This window comes from Rathayibacter sp. AC182 (assembly GCF_979253875.1).
Genome location: NZ_CEEDEK010000003.1, coordinates 687,699 through 711,882 on the forward strand (window position 1 = coordinate 687,699; position 24,184 = coordinate 711,882).

A 24,184-nucleotide genomic window follows, 5' to 3' on the forward strand; every position below is an offset into this window, starting at 1 on the left:
CGCGAGCGGGGGTGCCCGCTGAGCCGGCGACGGGGCTTGCGCTCAGCGTCCGGTCGCCCGGACCGATCGCGTCACGGTGAACTTGCCGTCGCGCGCGACGACCGAGGTGGCACCCACCGACCGGCGCAGCTCGGCGGGGTGGGCGAGGTGGGAGTTGAAGACGGTCCAGAGCTCGCCGCCCGGTCGGAGGAGGCGTCCGGCCGCGCGGATCATGCGGCGTGCGACCAGGTCGGTGACCGCTCCGTCCGAGTGGAACGGCGGATTGCAGACGACCACGTCGACCGAGCCCGCATCGAGCGTGGAGGCGTTGTCGTCGCGGAGGACACGGACGCGCAGTCCGTTCGCCTCGGCGGTGGCGCGGGCCGACTCCGTCGCCGCGCGGGACGTGTCGGTGGCGACGACGTCGAGGTCGGGGCGCGATCGGGCGAGCACGGAGGCCAGGATGCCGGTGCCGCAGCCGAGATCGACGGCAGTGCCTCCCGGGAGGGCCGCGGTGTCGAGGGCGGCGAGGAGGGCGCGGGTGCCGATGTCGAGCCGGGCGCCCGCGAATGCTCCGGCGACGGCGACGACCTCCAGGTCGAGCTCGTCGAGCCAACGGCGCTGCATTGCAGGAGCGGGCGGCTGCACGGCGTGCGCGGCGCTCGCGAGCAGCGCCCGCGACTTCTGACGCGCGAGACTCACGTCGATCCGCTCGTAGCGCGTGCGCAGCACCTCGTTCATGCCGTGCGTCATGTGCTTGATGCGGCCCGCTGCGATCAGGGGCGCGGAGGGAGCGGAGAGCGCGGTGCCGGCGGCGATCGCCGCGAGCGCGTCGAGCGAGCGCGGCAGGCGGAGGAGGACGGCGTCGCTCCCGCGCACCGCGTCGGCGACCGAGTCGACGACGGTGAACGGGGCGAGCTCGATGCCGGCCTCGCGGACGATCCGGGCGTTCTCGTCGAGCGCCCGCTCGGCGGTGACGGAGTCCTGCACGCTGCGGACCGCGATCCCCTCGGCGGCCAGGGAGAGCGTCAGCGCTCCGTAGGCGTCCTGCACGACGGCGACCTGCGAGCTCTGCTCCAGGAGCCCGAGGAGGAGCCGGTCAGTCGCGTCGACGGCGACGAGGGACGGCGCCTCGACGTCGGGCCGGCGACGCAGGAGGCCGAGGACGTCCTCGCGCATCGCGCCTCCGATCGGCGACGGGACACCCGCCGCCGGAGCGCGGGACGACCCACCAGGGCAAAAGAAAGGACCTGAGAGTGGAGTCCCAGGCCCTTCGCTCCCCGACTTGGACTCGAACCAAGAACCTACCGGTTAACAGCCGATTGCTCTGCCAATTGAGCTATCGAGGATCATCCGACCACCCGGAGGCGATCAGCGCACGTCTACTTTAGCAAACTCTGCGTGAAGACCAAATCGAGAGGAGCGGAGGTCAGTAGCCCGCCTCCGGGTCGACCGATCCCAGCAGGTCCTCCCCGCGGCGAACGCCGCCACGTTGGCGCGGACGCGCTCCGCGAGTAGCGGAGCGGTCATCTCCGGGGTGTCGGCGGTGTGCGGGGTGATCAGGCAGCGCGGCTCGGTCCAGAGCGGGTGCCCGTCCGGCAGCGGCTCCGGATCGGTCACGTCGAGGGCTGCGCCGGCGAGACGTCCCTCGGCCAGCGCGGCGACGAGGGCGTCGGTGTCGACCAGCGTGCCCCGGGCGATGTTGACGAGGACGGCGCGGGCCGGCAGCCGCGAGAGCAGCTCGGCATCGACGAGACGCCTCGTCCCGGTAGTGGCGGCGGCGGCGAGCACCAGCACGTCGGCCTCGGTCGCGACCTCGGCCAGGCGGTCCGCGGTCACGGTCCGCTCCGCACCGGGCATCGGCTCGGGGCTGCGTCGCACGACGCTCACGCGGGCGTCGAACACCGAGAGGAGCCGCAGGAGCTCCGTGGCGATGCCGCCCGCTCCGACGACGACGACCCGGGCCCGGTGGAGCGTCGTGGCGTGCTTCGCGCCCCACGACTCCGCCCGCGCCCGTTCCGGCAGGGAGCGCAGCAGCGCGAGCGTCAGCGCGAGGGCGTGCTCGGCCACCGGCTCGGAGTAGGCGCCCTTCGCACTCGTCCAGGCGAGTCCCGGCCGCGCGGCGCGCTGCAGCACCTCCGAGAAGGCGTCGACCCCCGCCCACGGCAGCTGCACCCAGCGGATCGTCGGGTGCTCGGCGAGCACGTCCTCGAGTTCCTGCGTGCGCCCGTACGAGAGCCAGAGGAGGACGTCGGGGGCGTCGTCCAGGTCGACGACGCGTCCGCCGCCCTCCCGGATCGCGCGGGTGAAGACGTCCTTGGAGCGCGGCAGGACCGCGACGCGCGGCGCGGTCACAGGACCTCCTCGGCCGGAGCGACGCGCTGGGCGCGGGTGGCGTCGAAGCGCTCGTACTCGGCGAAGGCGGCGCCGAGCTCCTGCACGTACGGGTGGCGCGACTCGGTCAGCACCTCCAGCAGCGGGCCGTAGGCGACCACCTCCCCGCCGACGAGGACCGCGATGCGGTCGGTCGCCCGACTGAGGACGTCGATGTCGTGGCCCACCACGACCGCCGCGAAGTCCTCCTGGCGGCGCAGATCGGCGAGCAGGTCGACGATCGACTCCCGGACCGTCGCGTCGATGCCCGAGGTGGGCTCGTCGGCGACGAGCACCCTGGGTCCGAGGACGAGTGCCCGCGCGATCGCGACGCGCTGCCGCTGCCCGCTCGAGAGCTCGTACGGGAAGCGGTCGAGCAGGAACAGGGGCAGATGCACCGAATCGAGCAGTGTGGCCACGCGCACCGCGGCGCTCTTGGGGTCGTAGCGGCGATCGCGGAGGTAGATCGGCTCGGCGATCAGCTCGGACACGGTCAGCTCGGGGCGGAGAGTCGCTCCGGCGTCCTGCGCCAGGTAGGCCACGTCGAACGTGAAGCGCTTGACCTCGCGGGCGGGCAGGTGGCGCAGGCCGTGACCGGCTACGGTCGCGTCGCCGCCGGTGATGACCGGGCGCGCGCGGTCGCCGTCGCTGCCGAGCCCGTCGCCGCCCAGCACGCGGGCGAGCGTCGACTTGCCCGAGCCGCTGCCACCGAGGATCCCGAGCACCTCCCCCGGCTCCACCCGGAGGCTGATGCCGCGCAGGGCCGTCCAGCGCCGGCTGATGCCGCGGGGCGGGTACTCGACGCTGAGATCGTCGACGACGATCGGCGCGGCCGGGGTGCTCACGCGTCGCGCTCCGCCCGCGTGATGCTGCGCAGGAGTTCGCGGCGCTCGGCCTGCTCAGCCGGATCCGGAACGGGCAGCGAGGCGAGCAGGCGCTGCGTGTACGGGTGCTTCGGCGCCGAGAGGACCTCCTCGCCCGTGCCCTCCTCGACGAGCTCGCCACGATAGAGCACGGCGATCCGGTCCGCGAGCAGATCGACGACCGCGAGATCGTGGCTGATGAAGAGCGACGCGAAGCCGAACTCCCGCTGCAGCTCCGAGAAGAGCCCGAGCACGCGCGCCTGGACCGAGACGTCGAGCGCCGAGGTGGGCTCGTCGGCGATCAGCAGCTTGGGCTGCAGCGCCAGCGCCCGTGCGAGGCTCGCGCGCTGGCGCTGGCCGCCCGAGAGCTCGTGCGGGTAGCGGTCGCCGTACGACTTCGGCAGCTGCACGGCCTCGAGGAGCTCGTCGACGCGGGTCCTGGCCGACCCCGCGTCGGGGAACCTCCGGTGCACGACGAGCGGCTCGGCGACGCACTCGGCGATGGTGAGCAGCGGGTTGAAGCTCGACGCCGGGTCCTGGAAGACGAAGCCGATGTCACCCCGCACCGGGCGGAAGGAGCGCTCGCGGATGCCGCGCATCTCCTTGCCGAGCACGCGCAGGGATCCGCCGGTCACTGTCGTCAGGCCGGCGATCGCCCGCCCGATCGTCGTCTTGCCCGAGCCGCTCTCGCCGACGAGTCCGAGGACCTCGCCGGCGCGGATGCGGAACGAGACGCCGTCGACCGCGACGAAGCCGGCGCGGCCCAGGCGGCCCGGGTACTGGATCCGCAGGTCGTCGGCCTCGACCAGGACCTCGGCCTGGGGCCGGCTCGCGCGCTCGATGGCGCGGTCCTTCGCGCGAGCGACGCCCTGGCCCACGTGCGGCACAGCGGCGAGCAGCTTCTTCGTGTAGTCGGCCTTCGGCGAGGCGAAGAGCTCGGCCACGGGCGCCTCCTCGACCAGCTCGCCCTGGTACATCACCGCGACGCGGTCGGCGAGATCGGCGACCACGCCCATGTTGTGGGTGATCAGCACGATGGAGGTGCCGAAATCGTCGCGGCAGCGGCGGAGGAGGTCGAGGATCTCGGCCTGCACCGTGACGTCCAGCGCGGTGGTCGGCTCGTCGGCGACGATGAGGCCGGGATCGAGCACGAGTGCCATCGCGATGACGACGCGCTGCTTCTGCCCGCCCGAGAACTGGTGCGGGTAGTAGTCGACCCGCTTCTCCGGCTCCGGGATGCCGACGGTGCGCAGCACGTCGATCGCCCGGGCGCGCGCCTCCTTCTTCGAGACGCTGCCGTGGGCGCGCAGCCCCTCGGCGATCTGCCAGCCCACGGTGAACACCGGGTTGAGCGCCGTCGAGGGCTCCTGGAACACCATCGCGACGTCGGTGCCGCGGATCTCGCGCAGGCGCGCCTTCGGCACCGAGACGACATCGGTGGAGGAGCTGCCGTCCTTCTTCGAGAGCAGCACGACGCCCGAGGCTGTCGCCGTCTCGGGCAGGAGGCCGAGGATCGTCTTCGCCGTCACCGTCTTGCCGCTGCCGGACTCGCCGACGATGGCGAGCACCTCGCCGCGCTCGACGCGGAGGCTCACCCCGGCGACGGCGCGCACGGCGCCCCTGTCGCTGGCGAAGGCGACTTCGAGGTCGCTGATGTCGACGATCGGCCGCTGGTCGCTCATCGCGTCCCCTCCACTCCGGCGACGGGGTCGTGCCCCGGCGTCTCCAGGCCGTCCGCGGCGAGCACGCCGCCCGGGACGACGGACGTCGCGGCCACGTCGCCGGAACCGGCGGCCACCGCGCGCCGACCGCGCAGGCGCGGGTCGGCGAGATCGTTCAGGCTCTCGCCGACGAGCGTGATGCCCAGCACGACGAGGACGATGGCGAGGCCCGGGAAGACGGAGGTCCACCAGATGCCGCTCGTCACGTCCGAGAGCGCCTTGTTGAGGTCGTAGCCCCACTCGGCCGCCGAGGTCGGCTCGATGCCGAAGCCGAGGAAGCCCAGGCCGGCGAGGGTCAGGATCGCCTCGGAGGAGTTGAGGGTGAAGATCAACGGGAGGGTCCGCGTCGCGTTCCGCAGCACGTGCCGGAACATGATGCGGCTCGTCGAGGCTCCGACGACCTTCGCGGACTCGACGTAGGCGTCGCCCTTGATCCGCACCGTCTCGGCGCGGATCACTCGGAAGTACTGCGGGATGTAGACGACCGTGATCGAGACGGCGGCCGCGAAGATGCCGGCCCACAGGTTCGACTGCCCGCTCCGAGATCACGATCGACATCACGATCGCGAGCAGGAGGGTCGGGAAGGCGTAGATCGCGTCGCAGACCACGACGAGGACCCGGTCGAGCCAGCCCCCGAGGTAGCCCGAGACGAGGCCGAGGAAGACGCCGACGAAGATCGAGAGCACGACGGCGACGACGATCACGAGGAAGGCGGTCTGCGCTCCCCAGAGCACGCGGCTGAGGACGTCGTAGCCCCCGACCGTCGTGCCGAGCAGGTGCTCGGCGCTGGGCGGCTGCTGAGCGCCGAAGGATCCGCTGTCGGAGCGGAGCTGCGAGTAGCCGTAGGGCGCGATCAGCGGAGCGAAGAGGGCGACCAGGAGGAACGCACCCGTGATGACGAGGCCCGTGACGAGCATCCCGCGCTGCAGCCCCACGCTCTGGCGGAGCTGGTGCACGACGGGCAGGCGGTCGACGAGGCGGCGCCGCGGTCGCGCGGCGGAGGCGGTGGTGGTGCTCATGCTCAGTACCTCACTCGCGGGTCGATGAGCGCCGCGATGACGTCGACGATGAAGTTGGTCAGCGCCACGATCACGGCCAGCAGGGCGACGATGCCCTGCACGGCGACGAAGTCGCGGGCCTGGAGGTACTCGGCCAGCTGGAAGCCGAGGCCCTTCCACTCGAAGGTGGTCTCGGTCAGGACCGCTCCGCCCAGCAGGAGGGCGATCTGCAGGCCGATCACCGTGATGATCGGGATGAGCGCAGGCCGGTAGGCGTGCGTGCGGACGAGGCGGAACTCCCCACTCCGCGCGACCGCGCAGCGTCGACGTAGTCGGTGCCCAGGGTGCCGATCACGTTGGTGCGCACGAGCCGGAGGAAGATGCCCGCGGTCAGCAGGCCCAGCGCGACGGCGGGCAGGACGGCGTGCGAGAGCACGTCCGACACGGCGGCCGGATCGCCGGTCTGGAACGCGTCGATCAGATAGATGCCGGTCTTGTTCTCGAGGAACTGCAGCGACAGCTCGGTGCTGGTCGAGGCGCGTCCGGCGACCGGGAACCACTTCAGCCAGACCGCGAAGACGAGCTTGAGCAGCAGACCCGCGAAGAACACCGGAGTGGCGTAGCAGAGGATCGCGAAGATGCGCAGCACCGCGTCGGGCGTGCGGTCGCGGTGGTAGGCCGCGAGCATGCCCAGCGGGATGCCGACGAGGAACGCGACGAGGAGCGCGTAGAACGCGAGCTCGACGGTCGCCGCTCCGTAGGTGAGCAGCACCTCGGTGACGGGGCGGTTGTCGCTGAGGGTGGTGCCGAAGTCGCCCGTGAGCAGCTGGCCGAGGTACTCGAAGTACTGCACGATCAGCGGGCGGTCGTAGCCCGCCGCCGCCACGCGCTCGGCGAGCTGGTCGGCGGTCAGGCGGCCGCCGAGGGCGGCCGTGATCGGGTCGCCCGTCGTGCGCATGAGCAGGAACACCATCGTCACGAGGATGAAGACGGTCGGGATGATGAGCAGGAAGCGGACGAGCAGGTAGCGCCCGAGTCCGCCCCCGGAGCCGCGCGGTCGCCGGGTGGGCGCCGTCGCCGCAGCCGTCGTGGCTGTCGTCACGTGATGCCTTTCGTGGAGAACGGCGGCCGGCGCCTCCCGAGCGGGGAGGCGCCGACCGCCGGAGGGTGGATCAGCCCTTGCTGAGCGCGGCGTAGCGGAACTTGAAGGACGCGTCGAGCGTGTCCTCGGTGCCGCTGACATCGCTGCCGACGACGGCGACCTGCGAGCCCTGCAGGTAGGGACGGTCGACAGCTGCGCCGCGACCTTCTCCTGGATCTGCTCGATGAGCGCGGTGCGGGCGTCGGCGTCGGTCGTCGAGACCTGCTCGGCGATCAGCCCCTGGACCTCGGCGTCGTCGTAGTGGTTCGCGAGGAAGTTCTCCTTGATGAAGAACGGCGAGAGGTAGTTGTCGGCGTCCGAGTAGTCCGGGAACCAGCCCAGCTGGTAGGCCGGGTAGACGTCGGAGCTGCGGTCCTTGGAGTACTGGACCCACTCCGTGGTCTGCAGGTCGACGGTGAACAGACCCGACGACTCGAGCTGGTCCTTGATCAGCGCGTACTCATCACCCGAGGACGGGCCGTAGTGGTCGTTCGAGTACTGGAGGCTGAGGTTCACCGGCTCGGTGACGCCGGCGGCCTCGAGGGTCGCCTTCGCCTTGTCGGCGTCCGGTCCGCCCTCGCCGTCGCCGTAGAGCGACTTGAGGGGCTCGGTCGCGCCGGTCAGTCCCTCGGGGACGAAGGAGTAGAGCGGCGTGTAGGTGCCCTTGTAGACCTGGTCGGCGATCTCCTCGCGGTCGATCAGGTCGGCCACGGCCTGGCGCACGGCGAGCGACTTGGCGGCGTCCGCCTCCGGGGTCGTCGCGCCGAACGGCTGGGTGTCGAAGTTGAAGACGATGTAGCGGATCTCGCCGCCGGGGCCGTCGACGACCTTGACCGCGTCGTTGCCGCGCAGGTCCTCGACGTCGGTCGCGGAGAGGCTCCGGAACGCGACGTCGATGTTGCCCTCCTGGATGTCCAGCTTGAGGTTCGACGAGTCGGCGTAGTACTTGACGTTGACGGTGCCGGTCTCGGCCGCGCCGAGCACGCCCTCGTAGCCCTCGTACGCCTTGTACTGGATGAGGTTGTTCACGTCGTAGTTGGCGATCGTGTACTGGCCGGCGAACGCCTCGCCCGAGACGATCTCGTCGTCCGAGGTGAGCGCATCGGCCGAGAAGACGTCCTCGTCGACGATCGGGCCCGCGGGGCTCGAGAGGATCTGCGGGAACGTCTGGTCGTTCTCGGACTTGAGCGTGAAGACGACGGTGGTGTCGTCCGGTGCCGCGACGCTGTCGAGGTTCGCGAGGAGCGACGACGGGCCGTTCGCGTCCGCGATCGCGAGCTGGCGGTCGAAAGTGAACTTGACGTCGGAGGAGGTGAGGTCGTTGCCGTTCGCCCACTTCAGACCCTCCTTGAGGGTCACGGTGTACTCGGTCGGCGCGGTGAACTCGGCCGACTCGGCGATGTCCGGCTCGACGTCCGGGCTGCCGTAGGGGGTGTTCATCAGGAACGGATAGACCTGGTTCATCACGGCGAACGAGCCGTTGTCGTACGAGCCGGCCGGGTCGAGCGTCGTGATCTTGTCGGTGGTGCCGATGGTCAGGGTGCCCCCGCCGGCGCTGTCGCCGGACGAGTCGGAACCGCCGGCGGAGCAGCCCGCGAGCACGATCGCGACCGCGGCGAAGCCGGCGGCGGCGGAGAGCGCGCGAGCGCTGCGGGTGGATGCGGATGTCATTGTCCGTCTACCTCTTCCTGGTAAGGATTCGATGCGGGCGCGCTCGTGGCGCGGTTGCGTGGCGCACAGGTCTCCTGTGAGCGCACGGGCGCGCGGAGGCGTGCGCCCGCAGTGCTGTTGTTCATGGGTAACACATGTGGAAGCGCTCTCCGGACAGGCGGGGTCCGCCGGGTCCGAAACTTCACACGACTGCAACACGCCCCTGGACGGGTGACGGTCGCGCCGCGGGCGGCGATCACTCGCTCCGCAGGGCGCGCTTCTCGCGCTCGAGCTCGACGAGGCGCACCTGCACGGCTCGGGACATCACGGGATCGGCGGAGGCGCGCTGCAGGGCACCGCGCAGCTCGGCGATCTCGCGCAGAAGATCGCGCTCGATCAGTGAGACGGCGACGTCGCGCGCGTACCGGGCGAGCTTCGCCTCGTCGGCCGCGGGGATCGGCGCCACGGCGAGCTGGCGGACGAGCGAGGCGAACGGGCCGGGGACGTCGTTCGCGACGTGCTCGACCCAGTCGCGGTCCTCCGCGCGCTCGAGGTTGGCGACGACGGCGTCGCGGACGACGCGCAGCGTCTCGTTGGTCACGGCGGCGTGAGCGGCGCGCGCCAGCAGCTCGGTGCCCATCGCCTGCGGGAGCTGGAGCATCGCCATCAGCGCTTCGCGCTCGATGCGCGTGACGACGTCGACCGGGAGGTCGGCCAGGCGCGCGCCGGCGGGCGCCTCGGGCGCTGCGCTCTCGGGCTCGCGGCGCTCGTCCCGGGAGCCGGAGGAGCGGGGGCGGGAGCCGGCCGAGCGGACGGCCGAGTTGACCTCCGACATGTCGAGGCCGAGCATCCGCGCGAGCTCCGGGAGTACCCGGGCCGCAGCGCGGGGTCGCGGATCTCGGCGACGACCGGGCCGCGGCGCGCAGGGCGGCGATCCGCCCCTCGACCGTCTCGAGGTCGTACCGCGCGAGCAGCTGGCGGATCACGAACTCGAACATCGGCTTCTTGTCGTCGATGAGCCGTCGCACGGCGTCGTCGCCGCGGTTCAGCCGTAGGTCGCAGGGGTCGAGCCCCTCGGGAGCGACCGCGACGAACGTCTGCGCGGCGAAGCGGTGCTCCTCCTGGAACGCGCGCATCGCCGCTTTCTGGCCGGCCGCGTCGGGGTCGAACGTGAAGACGACCTCGCCGACTCCGCTGTCGTCCCCCAGCACCCGGCGGAGCACCTTGATGTGGTCGACGCCGAAGGACGTGCCGCAGGTGGCGACCGCGGTGGTCACGCCCGCGAGATGGCAGGCCATCACATCGGTGTAGCCCTCGACGACGACGACGCGGTGGCCCCGCGAGATGTCGCGCTTGGCGAGATCGAGCCCGTAGAGGACCTGGGACTTGTGGTAGACGGGCGTCTCGGGGTGTTGAGGTACTTCGGCCCCTTGTCCTCCTCGAGGAGGCGGCGGGCGCCGAAGCCGACGGTCTGACCGGTCACGTCCCGGATGGGCCAGGACGAGCCGACCGCGGAACCGGTCGTAGACGCCGCCGCGGTTGCTGCTGCTGACGAGGCCGGCGGCGGTGAGCTCGGTCTCGGAGAAGCCGCGGCGCTTGAGGGCGGTCGTGAGACCGTCCCAGCCGTCGGGCGCGAAGCCGACGCCGAAGCGGTCGGCCGCGGCGCGGTCGAAGCCGCGCTCACCGAGGAAGCGGCGCCCCACGTCGGCGCCTGGAGTCGCGAGCTGCTCGCGGAAGAACTCCTCCGCCGCCCTGTTCGCCTCGAGCAGGCGCACCCGACCGCCCGTCTCGGGGGCCTGACCGCCGCCCTCCTCGTACTGCAGGACGATGCCGACGCGGGCGGCGAGCCGCTCGACCGTCTCGCTGAACGACGTGTGGTCCATCTTCATGATGAAGCTGTAGACGTCGCCCGACTCCTGGCAGCCGAAGCAGTGGTAGAAGCCGGCCTGCGGACGCACGTGGAAGCTGGGACTGCGCTCGTCGTGGAAGGGGCAGAGGCCCTTCAGCGAGCCGACACCCGCCGACTTCAGGGTGACGTACTCGCCGACGATGTCGCCGATGTTGACGCGGGCTTTGACCTCCTCGACATCCTGCTGTCGAATCCGTCCTGGCACGGTGTCCATCGTAGTCGCCGGTCCCTGCCCGGCGACTCGCGGTCGGCTTTTCGACGGTGCGGGTTCCGTGGAGCGTCCTCCGTCCGCCTACGGCGATCCGCTCGCACGCGGATCACCTGTTCGGCTGTGCCGTCGTCGGCGCCGGTTCCCGCCCGGCGTCGCGCAGTCGGCCGTACTCATTCGGAGCCGGTCCCTGCCCGGCTCCCCGCGGTCGGCTTCTCGACGGTGCGGGTACTCGCAGAGCGGGTCACGTCCGCCTACGGCGATCCGCTCGCACGCGGATCACCGGTTCGGCTCGGATGGGCCGCGGCGGCGCGCACTCGGGCGCTGCCGCCGGGGTGTGCTGCACAACATGAGTTGAGGAGGGAGTTCGACCGCTGACAGGCTCTAGACCCCTTGTCAGCAGACGTTGCCTATCGCGCTGCCGCTCCGGAAACGCTCTCGTCTCCTTCTGCTGGTCGAGTAGCCCCGCAGGGGTGTATCGAGACCCAGCCACCGAACTGCCGCGGATCTCGATACGGCCGCTGCGCGCCCTACTCGATCACCAAGAGGCGAGCGGACGAGCGAAACCTGCTGGTCGAGCAGCCCCGCAGGGGCGTATCGAGACCCAGCCACCGAACTGCCGCGGATCTCGATACGGCCGCTGCGCGCCCTACTCGATCACCAAGAGGCGAGCGGACGACCCGGCGACCCTCTCCGAGCCGAATGGGTGATCCGCGTGCGAGCGGATCGCCCTAGGCGAACGCACCCCGCTCTGCGGAACGCGACCACCCGCCCGAGCCGACGGCGCGGAGCCGGGCAGGGACCGGCTCCTCATGAGCACAGCCGACCGCGCGGGGCCGGGCAGGGACCGGCTCCCTATGGGCACAACCTCTGAACCACGCCAGGGCGCTCTGGTCGGTGAGGTTGGCGACCTGGTCGACGACGACGCGGCGGCGGGAGTCGTCGGAGTCGCTCGCGCGCCAGTCCTCGGCGAAGCCGGGCTCGAGGGCGCCTTCTCCGCGCTCGAGGAGGGTGTCGGCGAGGCGGGTGAGGACTTCGCGCTGCTGCGCGTAGATCGGCTGGCGGGTGTTCCGCGACATGACGAAGGTGGCGACGATGCCCTTGAGCACGGCGATCTCGGCCTGCTGCTCGCGCGGGACGACGACGTGACCGCCGAAGCGGACGAGGTCGGGGTGCGAGTACGCCTCGCGGGTCGCCTCGGTGGCGGCGGCGGCGAAGCGGCCGATGAGCTGGCTGGTCAGGTTCTTCAGGCGCGCCTGGTCGCGGCGGGAGCCGTCCCAGGAGTCGAGCCAGACGTCGAGCGAGTCGAGACGGTCGAAGGCCGCGACGAGCTCGGAGTGCTCGATCTCGCCGCCCACCCAGGCGTGCATCGAGGCGACGAGGTCGTCGTGGTCGCTCCGGGAGCCGAGCGCTTCGACGTCGATGTAGCCCGAGACGACGGCGTCCTCGAAGTCGTGGACCGAGTAGGCGATGTCGTCCGAGAGGTCCATGACCTCCGCCTCGATGCAGCGCACGCCCTCGGGCGCGCCCTCCCGCATCCAGGTGAAGGCCGGCGCGTCGTCGGCGTAGAAGCCGAACTTGGCCCGCCCGGACGGGTCGGCGACAGAGCGGGTGTCGGGCCAGGGGTACTTGCAGCTCGCGTCGAGGCTCGCGCGGGTCAGGTTGAGTCCGTACGGCCGCGCGTCATCGCCGAAGACCTTGGGCTCGAGGCGGGTGAGCAGGCGGAACGTCTGCGCGTTGCCCTCGAAGCCGCCGATGCCGTCGGCCCAGGCGTTGAGGGCGCGCTCGCCGTTGTGCCCGAAGGGCGGGTGCCCGATGTCGTGGGCGAGGCAGGCGGTGTCGACGACGTCGGGGTCGAGGTCGAGGCTCGTGGCGAGCTCCCGGCCGATCTGGGCCACCTCGAGCGAGTGCGTGAGGCGGTTGCGGGCGAAGTCGACTCCGGCCGTGGGGCTCAGGACCTGCGTCTTGGCCGCGAGGCGGCGCAGCGCGCTGGAGTGGAAGAGCCGCGCCCGGTCGCGGGCGAAGTCGGAGCGGCGGGTGGAGTGGTCCTCCGGCAGGAACCGCTCGACATCGACGAGCGAGTACTCCCAGAGCGCGCGGTCATCCACCGCTGTGGTGGACTTCGGCGGCGGACACGTCGGCGCGCTGACCGGCGTCGAGCTCGCGCGACTCGAGCCAGCGGTCGGGCAGCGACGGGACCTTCGGGGATCCGGCGCGACCGCGCTGCCCCTCGGCGGCCTCGCCCGGGTACGGCACCTCGGGGTCGAGCTGCGCGAGCAGCTCGTCGAGCTCGGCGAGCGTCTCGGCGGACGCCATGCGCGCGCGCAGCTCGCCGCCGACGGGGTAGCCCTTGAAGTACCAGGCGACGTGCTTGCGGATGTCGCGGCAGCCGCGCTCCTCGCCTCTCGAAGAACTCGCAGATGAGCTCGGCGTGGCGCCGGAACGCGGCGGCCACCTGCCCGAGCGTCGGGCGGAAGCGCTCGTCGGACCCGGCGAAGGCCGCGGCGAGATCGCCGAACAGCCACGGGCGGCCGAGGCAGCCGCGACCGACGACGACGCCGTCGCAGCCGGTCTCGGCCATCATCCGCAGCGCGTCCTCGGCCGACCAGATGTCGCCGTTGCCGAGCACGGGCACGCTCGTGATCGCCTTCTTGAGCGTCGCGATCGCCGACCAGTCGGCGTGACCGCTGTAGAACTCGGATGCGGTGCGCGCGTGCAGGGCGATCGACGCGACTCCGCGCCCTCCGCCGCGCGGGCGGCCTCGAGGTAGGTCAGGTGGTCGGCGTCGATGCCCTTGCGCATCTTGACGGTGAGCAGGACGTCGCCCGCCGCCTTCACCGCTCCCTCGACGATCTGGCGGAACAGGGGCAGCTTCCACGGCAGCGCCGCTCCCCGCCCTTGCGGGTCACCTTGGCGACGGGGCAGCCGAAGTTGAGGTCGATGTGATCGGCGCGGTCCTCCGCGACGAGCATGGTGACGGCCTCGGCGACCGTCTTCGGATCGACTCCGTAGAGCTGGATCGAGCGGACGGACTCGCTCGGGTGGTGGCGGATGAGCCGCATCGACTCCGGCGTGCGCTCGACGAGCGCGCGGGAGGTGATCATCTCGCTCACGTAGAGGCCCGCGCCGAACTCGCGGCACAGGCGGCGGAACGCGGTGTTGGTGATCCCCGCCATGGGAGCGAGGACGACCGGCGCGTCGAGTTCGAGGGGCCGATGCGCAGCGCCGGCGCGGGTCGCGCGGGCGGTGGGGCCAGAAGAGTGGAGGACATCGGTAATGATTCTCCCAGATCCTGTGTTGGGGAAGGCGGGACGAGCAGAGGAGACCCGGACGATGAGCACGATCGACGCTGTGGAGGACGGACCGGCGCGGTTCGAGGAGGATGCGCGAGCGCGCGGCCTGGACGTGGAGGTCGTCGACCGACCGGAGGCGGGCAGCCTCGCGGAGGCGGCGCGGCTCCTGGGCATCGACCCCGCCACGATAGTGAAGTCGCTCGTCGTGAAGCGCCACGACGCCGCTCTGCTGTTCGCGCTGATCCCGGGCGGCCGGCAGATCTCGTGGCCGAAGCTCCGCGCCGTCGTCCGGAGTGAACAAGCTGCGCCTGCCCGACGAGACGGCGGCCTTCGAGGCCACCGGCTACCGTCGCGGCACCATCACCCCGATCGGCTCCACCACCGCGTGGCCGGTCTTCGCCGACGAGCGGATCCGCGGGCAGCGGATCGCGATGGGCGCGGGCACCGGCGGGCGCAGCGCGTTCGTCGACGCGGACGCTCTGATCGCGGCCTACGGCGCGACCGTGGCCGACATCAGCGTCGAGGAGCCTCCGCGCTGACCGGAGCGACGACGGCGGGACGGCGGGGACGGCGCAGACGCCGTCCTCGCACACCGGCACGTCCGCCGCGCCGAGCATCTCGAATCCGCTCACGCGGCGCTCACCCGCTGCGCGAGGACGTGCTCGAGGACCTCGGTGAACGCCTGCGGCTCCTGCGCTCCCGAGACGCCGAAGCGCCCGTCGAGCACGAAGAAGGGCACGCCGTTGATCCCGTACTCGCGTGCCTGGGCGATGTCGGCCTGCACGTCGGCGAGGTGGCGCTGCTCGGCGAGAGCCTGCGCGGTGCCGGTCTCGTCCAGGCCGACCTCCGCGGCGAGCGACGCGATCACGGCGGGATCCGCGAGGTCGCGCCCTCGACGAAGTAGGCGCGCAGCAGGCGCTCCTTCAGCTCGAGCTGCAGTCCCTCGGTCTTGGCGTGGTGCAGGGCCTGGTGCGCGGTGACGGTCTTGACGTGCCGGACCGTCTCGAAGTGGTAGTCGAGGCCGACGCTCGCCGCGATCGCGGTGACGTCGTCCAGCATCTGCTGGGCCTGCGCCTCGGGGATGCCCTTGTGCTCGGCCAGGAACGCCGCCTCCCCGCCGCGGTAGTCCTCGGGGGTGTCGGGCGACAGCTCGAAGCTGCGGTACTCGAGCGACACCTCGGGGCCTCCGGGTGGGCGAGGCGGAACGCCTCCAGCCCGCGCTCGAACTTCCGCTTGCCGATGTAGCACCAGGGGCAGGCGATGTCCGACCAGATGTCGACGGTGATGGGGCTGCGCGTCAGTCACGTGGAGGACAACCGCGCCGCGGCACTGCTATTCCTCAGCAGCCGGACCAGCTCGTCCACGTCGGACTCGTCGTTCCAGACGTGGAAGGCCACCCGCAGCCGACCGCCGCGCCCCGACACGCGGATGCCCGCCTCCAGCAGACGGGCGAGATCGGCGCCGTCCTCGTCGGGCCACGAGACGAGCGCTCGGTGCTGCGGGTCGCGGTCGAGCCGCTCGCAGAGCAGATCGCCGAGCCCGGAGGCGTGCCGCCAGACCTCGTCGGCGTCCAGCGACCCGAGGAGCGCGAGGGACGCCTCGGCTCCGACGAAGGCCTGCCACGCGGGCGAGACGTCGAAGCGGCGCGCGTTCTCGGCGAGATGCATGGCGGGTCCGTAGCAGGAGGACCAGACGTCCTCCCCGGAGTACCAGCCGGCCTGCAGCGGGACGAGCTCGGCCGCGTACTCGGGCGAGACGGTCAGGAACGCCACTCCGCGGGGCGAGCACAGCCACTTGTAGGCGTGGGTCAGGGTCGCGTCGAAGCGGGAGGCGTCGACGGGCAGCACCCCCGCCGCCTGCGTCAGGTCGCACGCCGTGCGGGCACCGCACCGGGCCGCCGCCTCGATCACGGAGTCGAGGTCGGCGATCGCGCCGCTGCTCGACTGCACGGCCGAGAACACGACGAGGTCGTCCGCCGGCTCGACGGAGTCGGCCAGCGCCTCCAGCGGCACCGAGCGGACCTCGATTCCCCGGTGCGCCTGCGCGAGGAACGGGAAGACGATGGAGGAGAAGTCGCCGTCGACGCACAGCACCCGGGCGCCGTCGGGCAGCGATCCGGCGAGCACCGACGCCATCACCGATGTCTGCGAGCCGATCGCGACACGATCCACCGGCACGCCGACGAGCCCCGCGAACGACGATCGGGCGCTCTCGGCGACCACTCCGTAGCCGGCCGCGGTGCTCTCCCCCGCCGACCAGCGGTCGAGGTCGACCCGCAGCGCCTCGACGCTCTCGCGTGGCGGCAGGCCGAGGGTGCAGGCGTTGTGATAGCCGCGCGCCCCGGCGAACCGCTCGCGCAGAGCGGTCATCGGACGGGCCCGAGTACTCACCCTTCGAGGATCCCCCTCCCCGCCCGATCGCCAAGACCGCACCCTCGCCGGGCGCGTCGGCGCTCAGCGGGCGGCGAGGCGGTGCGCCTGCTCGATCACGGCGACGACCGACAGGGCCTCGTGCACGTCGACGGGCGGCGGCGCTCCTCGAGCAGGGTGCGGGCGACTCCGTCGTAGAAGGAGGCGTAGCGGCCCCGTTCGCTCGGCACCGCGCGCGATCCGGCGTCGTCGCTCCGCAGCCCCCACGCTCGGCGCGGACCTCGCCGAAGTCCGCGTCGTCGGGGCGGGCGCCTCCGTGACGCAGCGCGTTCTCCTGCGGATCCAGACCGTCCACCGAGAAGGCCGCCGTCGTGCCGAGCACGCGGAACCGCGGACCGGAGGCGCGGGCGACGCGGCTCATCGCGAGGTGCGAGCGCACGCCGCTCTCGTGCAGCAGCGAGAGGAACGCATCGTCCTCGCTCGCACCGCCCGGGTGCACGATGCGCGTCTCAGCCGCGGTGACCACGGCCGGCCCGAACAGGACCAGCGCCTGGTCGACGAGGTGGCTGCCGAGATCGAAGAGGATCCCGCCGCCCTGCTCGGGGCCGATCTCGCCCTGCCAGCGGCCGGTCTTCGGAGCGCTCCAGCGCTCGAAGGTCGACTCGAAGCGGAGGACGTCGCCGAGCGCACCCTCGCCGAGGAGCCGCTGCAGAGTCAGGAGGTCGGCGTCCCAGCGGCGGTTCTGGAAGACGAGCACCGGCGCTCCGCTCGCCTCGGACGCCGCGATGATCGCCTCGGCGTCGGCGACGCTCGGCGCGAACGGCTTGTCGACGACCACGGCGACGCCCGCCTCGAGCACGGCCACGGCCTGCTCGCGGTGCACCGACGGCGGGGAGGCGAGCACCACGAGCTCCGGAGCGCTCCGCGAGCACCGCCTCGAGGTCAGGCACGATGCGCGCACCCGGATGAGAGGCGGCCGCCGACGCCGCGCGCTCGGCGTTCGACGTGGCGATCGCGACGATCCCGAAGACCGGGTCGGCCGCCAGGAACGGCGCGTGGAAGACGCTGCCGGCCAGTCCGTAGCCGACGACGCCGACGCGGATCATTTCGACGCTCCCGGCACGTCGACGGCACCGCCGAATCGGCGGGAGCGTCCGGAGTAGTGCTCGATCGCCTCCCAGAGATCCGTGCGCGAGAAGTCCGGCCAGAGCCGGTCGAGGAACACCATCTCGGCGTAGGCGCTCTGCCAGAGCAGGAAGTTGCTCGTCCGCTGCTCGCCGGAGGAGCGCACGAAGAGGTCGACGTCGGGCATCTCGGGCACGTAGAGCGCCTTGGCGATGGTCTTCTCGGTGATGCCGGACGGCTTCAGCTCTGCCCGCGGCCACCTCGCCCGCGAGACGCTGCACGGCGTCCGCGATCTCTGTGCGGCCGCCGTAGTTCACGCACATCGTGAGCGTGAGGACGTCGTTGCCCTCGGTCAGCTTCTCGGCGAACTGGAGCTCGTTGATCACCGAGGCCCAGAGCCGTGGCTTGCGGCCGGCCCAGCGGATGCGCACGCCCCACTCGTTCAGCCGGTCGCGGCGGCGGTGCAGGACGTCGCGGTTGAAGCCCATCAGGAAGCGCACCTCCTCGGGCGAGCGCTTCCAGTTCTCGGTCGAGAACGCGTAGACGCTGAGGTGCTTGACGCCGATCTGGATCGCTCCCGCCACGACGTCGAGCAGGGCGGCCTCGCCGCGCTTGTGCCCTTCGATGCGGGTGAGTCCGCGGCCGTTCGCCCAGCGGCCGTTCCCGTCCATCACGATCGCGACGTGACCCGGCACGGCCTTCCGGGGGATCTCGGGCGGATGGACGCCGGTCCAGTCGAGCTCGCGGTAGGGCTCGGCGTCCTTGTGCGTGAAGGGCTTCATCGGGTGACGTGCTCCAGTGATCTCAGTCCGCGTTCGAGGTGGAACTGCGTGTAGGCGGCGACGACCCGCTCGCCCGCGACCGCGTCGACGGCTCGGTCGTCTCGGCGTGCGCCCAGTCTCCGGTGAGGAGCGCTCCGAGCAGGACGACGACTTCCGGGGCGACGCGCGGAGCACCGGGCGGGGTGCAGTCCTGGCAGACGACGCCGCCCATCTGCACGACGACGGCGCCGTGCGGGCCGGGGGCGCCGCACCGGGCGCAGTCCTCGAAGCTCGGCGCCCATCCCGCGATCGACAGTGCGCGCAGGAGGTAGGAGTCGAGGGTGAGCACCGCCTCGTGCTCGCGGCGCGAGAGCGAGCGCAGGGCGCCGACGAGGAGCAGGTACTGCTGGAGGGACGCGTCGGAGTCGGTCAGCCGGTCAGCCGTCTCGACCATCGCGTTCGCCGCGGTGTAGCAGTCGTAGTCGGCCGCGATGAGAGCGCCGTACGCGCCGATCGACTCGGCCTGCGTGACGATGTCGAGGCTGCGGCCCTCGTAGAGCTGCAGGTCGGCGACCATGAACGGCTCGAGCCGCGAGCCGAACTTGGAACCGGTCTTGCGGACGCCCTTGGCGACGGCGCGGATCTTGCCGTGCCCGCGGGAGAGCAGGGTCACGATGCGGTCGGCCTCGCCCAGCTTGTGCGTGCGGAGCACCACGGCTTCGTCACGATAGGTGGGCATGCCCTCGATTATCCTCCCCGCCACCGACAACCTCCCGGCCGCCGGGCCGACAGGCCGGTCTCCCCGTGGAACGATGGGCCGGTGGCCGACACCCTCTTCGTGATCCCCGCCTGGGCCGACCTCCTGGCGATCGCCATCGGCCGCCTCCAGGGCGCGATGTTCGCGGGCGAGTTCCGCGACCTGCCGCATCGATCTGCTCGGCGTGACGATCATCGGCACGGCCACGGGCCTGGGAGGCGGTGTGCTGCGCGATCTGCTGCTGCAGACGCCGCTCGTGGCCCTGCACACCAACGCGTACCTGATCGTCGCGGTGACGGCCTCGCTCGTCGGGATGCTGCTCCAGCACGTGCTCAACCGGGTCGACGGCACGATCACCGCCCTCGACGCCCTGACCCTGGGCCTCTTCGGCGCGATCGGCACCACGAAGGCGCTGGCGCTCGGAGTGCCGGAGGTGCCGGCCGCCTTCGTCGGCACGGTGTCGGCGGTGGGCGGCTCGGTCATCCGCGACATCCTGCTGAACCGGCCGATCGCGCTGATGCACGTCGGCTCGCTCTACGCCGTCGCCGCGACCGCGGGCACGGCCGTCCTCGTCACCGGCCTGCGCTTCGGGATGCTCATCGACTTCGCCGCGCCGCTCGCCGTGGGCGTCACCACGCTGATCCGTCTGCTCGCCGTGCGCTACGGCTGGAGCCTGCCCGAGCAGCGCGCCCTCAGCGGCGTGCCGCGCCTCCGCTGGCGCCGCCGCGCCTAGCCCCGAGCCCCGTCTCCCGCACCGAGGAACCCCGACCCGCCCAGGGAACCCGCTGGTGCAGGCCCCTGGACGGTGCGGGGGTTCCCCGGCGGGGCCGGAGGACGGACGCGCGTCAGACGGAGGCGGACGCCAGCTCGCGGTCGGGAGCCTCCTCGCGAAGGGCGCGGTTCACGGCCGAGACGATCGCCTTCAGCGACGCGGTCGAGATGTCGGCGTCGACGCCCACGCCCCACAGGGTGCGGCCGTTGACCGAGCACTCGACGTACGAGGCGGCCAGCGCGTCGCCGCCGGCGCTGAGAGCGTGCTCGACGTAGTCCAGCACCCGCACCTCGACGCCGTGCTGGCTCAGCACGGACTCGAAGGCGTTGACCGGGCCGTTGCCCGAGGCGTTCGCCTCGATGATCTCGTCGCCGACGCGCAGCACCGCGTTCAGGGCGATGGTGCCGCCCAGGTCGCTCGACGTGCTGGTGCGGGTCAGCTCGAACCGGCCCCACTTCTCGTCGGCGCGGTGCGCGGGAGCGGGCAGGTACTCGTCCTGGAAGATCGTCCAGATCTGCTCGCTCGTGACCTCGCCGCCCTCGGCGTCGGTCTTGGCCTGCACGACGCCCGAGAACTCGATCTGGAGGCGGCGCGGGAGGTCCAGCGCGTGGTCGGTCTTCAGCAGGTACGCGACTCCGCCCTTGCCCGACTGCGAGTTGACGCGGATGACCGCCTCGTAGGAGCGCCCCAGGTCCTTCGGGTCGACCGGCAGGTAGGGAACGGCCCAGGTCAGCTCGTCGACGCCGCGACCGGTGCGCTCGGCCTCGGCCTCCATGGCCTCGAAGCCCTTCTTGATCGCGTCCTGGTGCGAACCGCTGAACGCGGTGAAGACGAGGTCGCCCGCCCAGGGGCTGCGCTCGGGCACGGCGAGCTGGTTGCAGTACTCGGCGGTGCGCTTGATGCCGTCCATGTCGCCGAAGTCGATCTGCGGGTCGATGCCCTGCGTGAACAGGTTGACGCCCAGCGCGACGAGGTCGACGTTGCCGGTGCGCTCGCCGTTGCCGAAGAGGCAGCCCTCGATGCGGTCGGCGCCGGCCAGGTAGCCCAGCTCGGCGGCGGCGACGGCCGTGCCGCGGTCGTTGTGGGGGTGCAGCGACAGGATGATGTTCTCGCGCTGCGCCAGGTTGCGGCTCATCCACTCGATCGAGTCGGCGTAGACGTTGGGCGTGGCCATCTCGACGGTCGCGGGCAGGTTGAGGATCACCTTGCGGTCGGCGGTCGGCTCGAAGACCTCGACCACGCGATCGCAGATCTCGCGGGCGAACTCGAGCTCGGTGCCCGTGTAGCTCTCGGGCGAGTACTCGTAGTAGACGGTGGTGCCGGGGACCGACGCCTCCATCTCGCGGCACTTGCGCGCGCCGGCCAGGGCGATGTCGATGATGCCCTGGCGGTCCTTGCGGAACACGACCTCGCGCTGCAGCACGCTGGTGGAGTTGTACAGGTGCACGATCGCCTGCCGGGCGCCCCGGATCGACTCGTACGTGCGCTCGATCAGGTGGTCCCGCGCCTGCGTCAGCACCTGGATGGTGACGTCCTCGGGATCGCTCCCTCCTCGATGAGGCTGCGGACGAAGTCGAAGTCGGTCTGGCTCGCGCTCGGGAAGCCGACCTCGATCTCCTTGTAGCCCATCGAGACCAGCAGATCGAACATGATCCGCTTGCGCTCGGGGCTCATCGGGTCGATCAGCGCCTGGTTGCCGTCGCGGAGGTCGACGGGCGCACCAGCGCGGCGCGGTCGTGATGCGCTTGGTCGGCCACGTGCGGTCGGGCAGATCGACCGTGATCTGCTCGTGGTACGGCCGGTACTTGTGGATCGGCATGGTCGAGGGCTTCTGCGTGTTCTTCATGAGGGTCTCCCGGCGCGGATGCGCGCCCGTGTCGGTCTCGCGGGGATCCGGGAATCGGATGCGACCTCGCGGAGGGAACTGCGATCAGGCGTCGACGGACTCCGCGACGAGGGAGGCCTGGGGGTTAGGACTCGTCGCGGCAGCTAAGAAGGAGCAGACCGAAGCGCACGGGGCCAGGCTAGCACCGCCTCCGCGCCCAGGTCGCCCGGGCGCTCTCAGGCGACGAGGCCGTTCTCGTAGGCGTAGATCGACCAGCTGCACGCGGTCGCGCAGGCCCAGCTTGCCCAGCGTGCGGCTGATGTGGGTCTTGACGGTCGCCTCGCCGAGGAACTCGGCCGTCGCGATCTCGGTGTTGCTCAGTCCTCGCGCCGCGTGGTGGAAGATCTCGCGCTCGCGGTCGGTGAGCGTCGAGAACGCGACGGGGGCTCCCGACCGCTGCCTGGCGCGCCGAAGTGCTCGAAGAGCTCGCGCGTGGCGGAGGCCGCGACCACGGCCGTGCCCGCGTGGACCGTCCGCACCGAGGCGAGGAGGAAACCGGGCTCGGTGTCCGAGGAGGAAGCCGCTCGCCCCGGCGCGGATCGCCCGGGCCGCGGCCTCGTCCAGGTCGAAGGTCGTCAGCACGAGGATGCGCGGAGCGGGCGTCCCCGTCCTCGGCGGCGCGGGCGAGGATCCGCCGCGTCGACTCGATGCCGTCGACACCGGGCATCCGGATGTCCATCAGCACGACGTCCGGTGCGACCCGGGCGACGACCTCCGCGCCCTCGGCGCCGTCGGACGCCTCGCCGACCACCTCGAGGTCGGGCTGCGAGCTGAGCAGCATGCGGATGCCGGCGCGGAACAGCGCCTGGTCGTCGACGAGGACGATGCGGATGGGGTCGGTCATGACGGGATGCCTCCGGAGGCGAGCGGCGGGACGAGGGTGACGGGCGAGGTGCGTGGGGGCACGGGTGGAGCGGGGAGCCGGGCGTCGACCACGAAGTGGTCGCCGTCGGGACCGGCGAGCAGTGTGCCGCCCGCGAGGACCGCGCGCTCGCGCATGCCGATCAGGCCGTGGCCCTCCCCCGGAGTGTCGAGCGCGTCCTCGCACCGGGAATTGCGCACCGTCAGCACGACATCGCCGCCCTCGCGGCGCAGCGCGATGTCGAGGGGCGCGCCGGGCCGGCCGTGGCGGAGGGCGTTGGTCGTCGCCTCCTGCGTGATCCGGTAGAGCGCCAGTCCGGTGGCCCGCGTGGACGGACTCCGGAGGTCGAGACCCAGTTCGGAGCGGACGGGAGCGCCCGTGCCGCTGACGCCTCCGAGCAGCGCGGGCAGATCGCGCGCCTCGGGCCGCGGGCCGTCCATCCGACTGCGCGGCGCAGCTGCGCGAGGAGCTGTCGCACGCCGCCGAGGGCGTCCCGCGCCACGCCCGAGATCGTCAGGAGGGCCGCGTCGGTCTGCTCGGGACTGGTGGAGCCGAGGTAGCGGGCACCGTCGGCCTGGGCGATCACGACCGCGAGCGAGCGCGCGACGACGTCGTGCATGTCGCGGGCGATGCGGTTGCGCTCCTCGACGGTGTCGAGCTCGCGCTGGGCTCGCGCGCGCTCGCGCTCGGCCTCGTCGCGCTCGGACTGGCCCACGCGGCGCGGCGGGCCGCGCGGGAGAGGAGGCCGATGGTCCAGGACAGGCCGAGCGTGGCGAGGATGCCGCCGGAGGATGCGCCGACGGCGACTGCAGACTGCTCGGCGAGTCCTGGGCCAGGCCGAAGGCGATCGAGAGGTACGCCACCGCGACGACCGTGCCGACGACCGCCGACACCGCACCCGCCGTGCGCACCCGCTTCGAGTCGGCGGCGCCGGCCCCGAAGAGCACGACGAGGATCGCCAGGTCGGACGGAGCGGGCTCCAGCCGGACGCCCATCTGCAGGGCGGCGCCGATCCGAGCGACGCCGAGCGCGAGCCCGGGCGAGCGGCGGTGCAGCACCAGCGCGACGGCCAGCACTCCGGCGACGAAGGGGTGCAGCGAGTCCTCGCCCACGGAGTACGGCACGACCGGAGATCACGAGCAGCACGAGCGCCTGGGCACCGGCCGATCCGGCCGCGAAAGCGTCCTGCGGTCCGGCGACGCGCTCGAGGAGGCGCTCGATCCGATCCTCCGGACCGACCGGGTTCCGCAGCCCGCGGACGAAGGACAGCACCGCGATCGCCGCCAGGACGGCGGCGACGAGGACCGCGACCGCGACCAGGACGAGGAAGCGGATGCTCTGGGGCGGTTCGGGCGAGTCGAGCGACGGGCGGAGCGACGCCGACAGGACGACGCCGCCGAGCCCGCAGAGCAGGAGGGCGCCGACCAGCGCGAGCGATCGGGTCCACGGCCTGAGTCGGCGCGCCGTCGACCAGGAGCACGACCGCTTCGACGACGACGCCGTCCAACGGCACACCG

At 72.0% G+C, this 24,184-nt stretch carries 11 protein-coding genes, 1 tRNA gene and 13 pseudogenes; 2 read left to right on the forward strand and 23 right to left on the reverse strand.

Annotated elements, in window-relative coordinates:
- Window positions 1–42 precede the first annotated feature (42 nt).
- From AC0CII_RS06830 to dusB, 11 genes and pseudogenes are all read right to left on the reverse strand, one after another.
- The gene (locus tag AC0CII_RS06830; protein WP_465225668.1) at window positions 43–1,158 is read right to left on the reverse strand and encodes a class I SAM-dependent methyltransferase; all 1,116 of its coding nucleotides are present in this window, start codon (window positions 1,156–1,158) and stop codon (window positions 43–45) included.
- A 97-nt stretch (window positions 1,159–1,255) separates the two neighbouring features.
- Window positions 1,256–1,328 (reverse strand) — tRNA-Asn (locus tag AC0CII_RS06835).
- 22 nt (window positions 1,329–1,350) lie between these two features.
- Window positions 1,351–2,334, reverse strand: coding sequence for an NAD(P)-dependent oxidoreductase (locus AC0CII_RS06840; RefSeq protein WP_465228944.1), 984 nt, complete (start codon window positions 2,332–2,334; stop codon window positions 1,351–1,353).
- Window positions 2,331–3,197, reverse strand: a complete 867-nt coding sequence (locus AC0CII_RS06845) for an ATP-binding cassette domain-containing protein (RefSeq protein WP_465225666.1) — start codon at window positions 3,195–3,197, stop codon at window positions 2,331–2,333. Before AC0CII_RS06845 ends, AC0CII_RS06840 begins: the two co-directional genes overlap by 4 nt.
- On the reverse strand, window positions 3,194–4,897 hold the full coding sequence (locus tag AC0CII_RS06850) for an ABC transporter ATP-binding protein (RefSeq protein ID WP_465228945.1): 1,704 nt from the start codon (window positions 4,895–4,897) through the stop codon (window positions 3,194–3,196). The genes AC0CII_RS06845 and AC0CII_RS06850 overlap by 4 nt, the downstream gene beginning before the upstream one ends.
- Window positions 4,894–5,956, reverse strand: a pseudogene (locus AC0CII_RS06855) (ABC transporter permease). Before AC0CII_RS06855 ends, AC0CII_RS06850 begins: the two are co-directional and overlap by 4 nt.
- A 2-nt stretch (window positions 5,957–5,958) precedes the next feature.
- Window positions 5,959–7,037: pseudogene (locus AC0CII_RS06860) on the reverse strand (ABC transporter permease).
- A gap of 70 nt (window positions 7,038–7,107) precedes the next feature.
- A pseudogene (locus AC0CII_RS06865) lies at window positions 7,108–8,747 on the reverse strand (ABC transporter substrate-binding protein).
- Between the two features lie 235 nt (window positions 8,748–8,982).
- Window positions 8,983–10,849, reverse strand: a pseudogene (gene dnaG / locus AC0CII_RS06870) (DNA primase).
- A 725-nt stretch (window positions 10,850–11,574) separates the two neighbouring features.
- Window positions 11,575–12,951, reverse strand: coding sequence for a deoxyguanosinetriphosphate triphosphohydrolase (locus AC0CII_RS06875; protein ID WP_465228946.1), 1,377 nt, complete (start codon window positions 12,949–12,951; stop codon window positions 11,575–11,577).
- Window positions 12,944–14,114 (reverse strand): annotated as a pseudogene (gene dusB, locus AC0CII_RS06880) (tRNA dihydrouridine synthase DusB). Before dusB ends, AC0CII_RS06875 begins: the two are co-directional and overlap by 8 nt.
- A 62-nt stretch (window positions 14,115–14,176) precedes the next feature.
- Between dusB and AC0CII_RS06885 the strand changes: the two are divergent.
- Window positions 14,177–14,675: pseudogene (locus AC0CII_RS06885) on the forward strand (aminoacyl-tRNA deacylase).
- A gap of 89 nt (window positions 14,676–14,764) precedes the next feature.
- Here AC0CII_RS06885 and AC0CII_RS06890 read toward each other — a convergent pair.
- From AC0CII_RS06890 to recO, 7 genes and pseudogenes are all read right to left on the reverse strand, one after another.
- Window positions 14,765–15,441, reverse strand: a pseudogene (locus AC0CII_RS06890) (DsbA family oxidoreductase).
- Window positions 15,438–16,505 (reverse strand): aminotransferase class V-fold PLP-dependent enzyme, encoded by a 1,068-nt coding sequence (locus AC0CII_RS06895; protein WP_465228947.1) that lies wholly within the window; start codon window positions 16,503–16,505, stop codon window positions 15,438–15,440. The pseudogene AC0CII_RS06890 and the gene AC0CII_RS06895 overlap by 4 nt, the downstream one beginning before the upstream one ends.
- An 84-nt stretch (window positions 16,506–16,589) precedes the next feature.
- The gene (locus tag AC0CII_RS06900; protein ID WP_465228948.1) at window positions 16,590–16,772 is read right to left on the reverse strand and encodes a hypothetical protein; all 183 of its coding nucleotides are present in this window, start codon (window positions 16,770–16,772) and stop codon (window positions 16,590–16,592) included.
- Window positions 16,773–16,875: 103 nt separating this feature from the next.
- Window positions 16,876–17,466, reverse strand: a pseudogene (locus AC0CII_RS06905) (Gfo/Idh/MocA family protein); the annotation flags it as partial.
- A gap of 22 nt (window positions 17,467–17,488) precedes the next feature.
- Window positions 17,489–17,611, reverse strand: a pseudogene (locus AC0CII_RS06910) (oxidoreductase); the annotation flags it as partial.
- Window positions 17,608–18,412, reverse strand: a pseudogene (locus AC0CII_RS06915) (isoprenyl transferase). The pseudogenes AC0CII_RS06910 and AC0CII_RS06915, both read right to left, overlap by 4 nt.
- Window positions 18,409–19,130: pseudogene (gene recO, locus AC0CII_RS06920) on the reverse strand (DNA repair protein RecO). The pseudogenes AC0CII_RS06915 and recO overlap by 4 nt, the downstream one beginning before the upstream one ends.
- Window positions 19,131–19,332: 202 nt before the next feature.
- On the opposite strand from recO, the gene AC0CII_RS06925 reads away from it, so the two are divergent.
- Window positions 19,333–19,881: a trimeric intracellular cation channel family protein gene (locus tag AC0CII_RS06925; protein ID WP_465228949.1), complete on the forward strand. Its 549-nt coding sequence runs from the start codon at window positions 19,333–19,335 to the stop codon at window positions 19,879–19,881.
- Window positions 19,882–19,993: 112 nt separating this feature from the next.
- Here AC0CII_RS06925 and leuA read toward each other — a convergent pair.
- The 5 genes and pseudogenes from leuA to AC0CII_RS06950 form a co-directional block, all read right to left on the reverse strand.
- Window positions 19,994–21,766: pseudogene (leuA, locus tag AC0CII_RS06930) on the reverse strand (2-isopropylmalate synthase).
- 215 nt (window positions 21,767–21,981) lie between these two features.
- A pseudogene (locus AC0CII_RS06935) lies at window positions 21,982–22,649 on the reverse strand (response regulator).
- Window positions 22,646–22,867, reverse strand: coding sequence for an ATP-binding protein (locus AC0CII_RS06940; RefSeq protein ID WP_465228950.1), 222 nt, complete (start codon window positions 22,865–22,867; stop codon window positions 22,646–22,648). Before AC0CII_RS06940 ends, AC0CII_RS06935 begins: the two are co-directional and overlap by 4 nt.
- A 2-nt stretch (window positions 22,868–22,869) precedes the next feature.
- Complete coding sequence (locus AC0CII_RS06945; RefSeq protein WP_465228951.1) at window positions 22,870–23,286, reverse strand: histidine kinase dimerization/phosphoacceptor domain-containing protein; 417 nt, start codon at window positions 23,284–23,286, stop codon at window positions 22,870–22,872.
- Window positions 23,250–24,182, reverse strand: coding sequence for a hypothetical protein (locus tag AC0CII_RS06950; RefSeq protein WP_465228952.1), 933 nt, complete (start codon window positions 24,180–24,182; stop codon window positions 23,250–23,252). Before AC0CII_RS06950 ends, AC0CII_RS06945 begins: the two co-directional genes overlap by 37 nt.
- Window positions 24,183–24,184: the final 2 nt, after the last annotated feature.